Genomic DNA, 2,864 nt, shown 5'->3' with positions numbered 1-2,864 from the left:
GAATTAGGTTGGCTATAATTACCCAACGATTATCTTGGGATAATTTCCCCTCAAAGGGCAGCTCGAAGTTTTCTGGTGGGGTTGAGGGTAACTCGCTTTTACGGTACATTAGCACTAATTAGAGAAGATGCAAGGGTGATGTAAGGGTGATGCAAGGGTTTTAAGAGATTCTAGCAGATTTAAGTGCATTTGGGAAGCTCTCAATCAAGCTAAAAGCCCTTTCCTGTAAGGTTTTTAGATTTATTCAGCAAACCCTATATAGTTCGTTCGCTAGATAACCGACGGGGAACTGGGATTCGTTGTGTCAAATTCAGTAAAGGACAGCAAGGCTCAAGCATTCCCCGTCTGTCCTGGTACGGGGAAGGAACCTGGGAAGGGGCTACCTACCGCCATCTGGGACAGGCGATTGACCGAGGCAGAATGTTGGTCGGGTTCGCGTCCGACATTCACGGTAACGGGGAGGATGCTAACTTCAACTATCCGGGTAATCTCGAGATCCGAACGGTCAGACCAGGAGTGATTCGGGTGACTGGTGCCTGGAATGAGGAGTGGCGTTTGGCTTCCTCCGTTAACTACAACCCCCTACCCCGTCCCAAAACCTGCGGTAGCCATTTCAATCAATATCAGGTAACTGATTTGACAGGTGGGCGCAGAGGCAAAGGTCTGCGCTGTATGCTGAAAGAAGGTCCAGCCAACACAACCTGGTTCGGTAACGGGGATTGGGATGGCAACACCTATTCCCACCTGGGGACTCGCGGAAAGAACGGCTACGGGGCCGCAGATATCTGTCCACCTGAGCGAGTCCATGCCACTATTTTCGGAACCATCTGCAATAACTTCGACTACGGTTCTCTTACTTTCACCCCTACGGGCAGTGGCTTCAATGTCAACGGTGCTTGGAGCGAGAAGTGGTTATTGGTCAGGTGATTTGGCCGTGAATTTCAATAAAAAAAGGTCGGGGTGATAATGTTCGCCCCGACCTTTTTCGTCGTAATTATTTGATTAGAACTTAACCATTGATAGCAGGGGCGGTCAGAGCTACGGGAGCTTGTTCACCACTAGCCAAGTTTAAGGGAAAATGGATTCTTTAAATCCTTTTATAACCCCTATTATTCGAGTTCTTGAGGTTCAATAACCAACTTAATTCCCTGAATAATTAATTTGATTTTTTCCCGAGAAAGTCTTCCGATAGACTCTGTTAAAAGACGTTTATCAACCGTAAAAACCTGTGAAACATTAAAAACACTGGATTCAGGTAAATTCCCTTCACCCTCATTCAATAAAACATTACCAATAGCTTTTGCTCGTCTCAAATTGGTTGTTAATGGACACACAATAACCGTCCCAATTTGTGACTGATTCAGAGCATCATTTTGCACCACAACACAAGGACAAAGATAAGCAGGTTCAGAACCTTGTGGTTCTCCTAAATCAATCCAATAAATCTCACCTTGAAAAATCGTCATATTTACTCAGATAATTGGCGTTGATGATGCCGTATTCCCTCTAATATCAAAGTTTCTGATTCATCCGATCTATCACTATAAGCTTCATTCCAACTATCCATTAATACCTGTTTAGTTATTTTTTGATTATTCAATCCTAATTATTGATGTAACTTCTCCAATAACCATTGTTTATCTTCATCTCCCCTGATTCAACGCCTAAGACAACTAAAAATAAAACAGAAACAGCAAGTAGTATTTATAAAGGAATATGAGTAATCCGGTCTTGATAATCTTGGGCATCGCCTAATAAAGCAATGAGAATTAAATTCTCAATAATCTCTTTGATTGTTGCTTTAGGACGCAAGACAAAAATCTCTGGACTATGACGACTTTGTGCCAGATGATCAGCTAAATGAACAGGCATAGAAGTCCGATTATTTGTGACTAAAATAAAGTGATTTGCTTCGCACCAAATTAAAATTTCTGGGTCTAAGGTGCTTTTCGACGGAACACCAGGTTCGCCAATCATCCAAACCGTTAAATCAGAGTGACGGCGCAATAATTGCTCCCGATACAGCGGCGGTAAATTTTCATCAATTAGATACTGAATACTCATTGATATTTTCTGCTGCTATTTCCGCCTTGAATTTCCGCATTTTCTCCACAAAAGCGGGAGGGTTCAAATCCTGTTCTTGTTCTCCTTTTTGACAATGTTCTAGCCATTCTGCCAGATATTGACTAACTCGGTCTTTTTCGTGCAGGTAATAGAGAATAGTGGCATGGATTTGTTCTAGGGTAAGGGTAGGATAAATTTGCCCAATCTCTTCAGGGGTACGGGCGCGGTAAATGTATTCATATAAGATAGTTTCAATGCCAATGCGGGAGTTTTTTAAGCGAATGTCATTGGGAGTCAAAAAATTAAAGTAGTCTTCGAGTTGCATCGGTTAATACTCCTATTGATAAATTCGTACTTTTTTGTATCATCAATCAAACCAATAAATCTCTCCTTGAATATTATGATTCTAACAACAAAAAAGCACCCCCTCGCGGGAGTGCCTTTTCGTTCAGACTAGGAATTAACCATTGATAGCAGGAGCAGTCAGAGCTACAGGAGCCTGTTCACCACTAGCTAAGTCTAAGGGGAAGTTGTGAGCATTACGCTCGTGCATTACTTCCATACCGATACCAGCGCGGTTTAACACATCGGCCCAAGTACCGATTACACGACCTTGAGAATCGAGAATCGACTGGTTGAAGTTGAAACCGTTGAGGTTAAACGCCATGGTGCTAACACCCATTGCCGTAAACCAGATACCGATTACCGGCCAAGCACCTAAGAAGAAGTGCAGAGAACGGCTATTGTTGAAAGAAGCGTATTGGAAGATTAAACGTCCGAAGTAACCGTGAGCGGCAACG

4 protein-coding genes and 1 pseudogene are annotated in these 2,864 nt (G+C 42.9%); 1 reads left to right on the top strand and 4 read right to left on the bottom strand.

Annotated features, from left to right (window positions below):
- Positions 1 to 525: 525 nt before the first annotated feature.
- On the top strand, positions 526 to 927 hold the full coding sequence (locus PN470_RS01420) for a hypothetical protein (RefSeq protein ID WP_272103441.1): 402 nt from the start codon (positions 526 to 528) through the stop codon (positions 925 to 927).
- Between the two features lie 182 nt (positions 928 to 1,109).
- Here the strand turns inward: PN470_RS01420 and PN470_RS01415 are convergent, their stop codons facing one another.
- The 4 genes and pseudogenes from PN470_RS01415 to PN470_RS01400 form a co-directional block, all read right to left on the bottom strand.
- Entirely contained in the window at positions 1,110 to 1,466 is a 357-nt protein-coding gene (locus PN470_RS01415) for a type II toxin-antitoxin system PemK/MazF family toxin (RefSeq protein ID WP_272103439.1), read from the bottom strand.
- 238 nt (positions 1,467 to 1,704) lie between these two features.
- Positions 1,705 to 2,064: a DUF5615 family PIN-like protein gene (locus tag PN470_RS01410; RefSeq protein WP_272103437.1), complete on the bottom strand. Its 360-nt coding sequence runs from the start codon at positions 2,062 to 2,064 to the stop codon at positions 1,705 to 1,707.
- Complete coding sequence (locus PN470_RS01405; protein ID WP_045358164.1) at positions 2,042 to 2,389, bottom strand: DUF433 domain-containing protein; 348 nt, start codon at positions 2,387 to 2,389, stop codon at positions 2,042 to 2,044. Before PN470_RS01405 ends, PN470_RS01410 begins: the two co-directional genes overlap by 23 nt.
- Positions 2,390 to 2,524: 135 nt before the next feature.
- Positions 2,525 to 2,864, bottom strand: a pseudogene (locus PN470_RS01400) (photosystem II q(b) protein); the annotation flags it as partial.

Source organism: Microcystis sp. CS-574 (genome assembly GCF_028329095.1).
In the GTDB taxonomy this organism is placed as follows: Bacteria; Cyanobacteriota; Cyanobacteriia; order Cyanobacteriales; family Microcystaceae; genus Microcystis; species Microcystis ichthyoblabe_A.
The sequence above is the reverse complement of the archived record's forward strand: the minus strand, read 5'-3'. Positions and strand labels throughout refer to the sequence as shown.

Bases quoted from the DNA above. Each gene is read 5' to 3' on its own strand.
- PN470_RS01415 (WP_272103439.1), bottom strand. From the start codon at position 1,466: ATGACGATTTTTCAAGGTGAGATTTATTGGATTGATTTAGGAGAACCA.
- PN470_RS01410 (WP_272103437.1), bottom strand. From the start codon at position 2,064: ATGAGTATTCAGTATCTAATTGATGAAAATTTACCGCCGCTGTATCGG.
- PN470_RS01405 (WP_045358164.1), bottom strand. From the start codon at position 2,389: ATGCAACTCGAAGACTACTTTAATTTTTTGACTCCCAATGACATTCGC.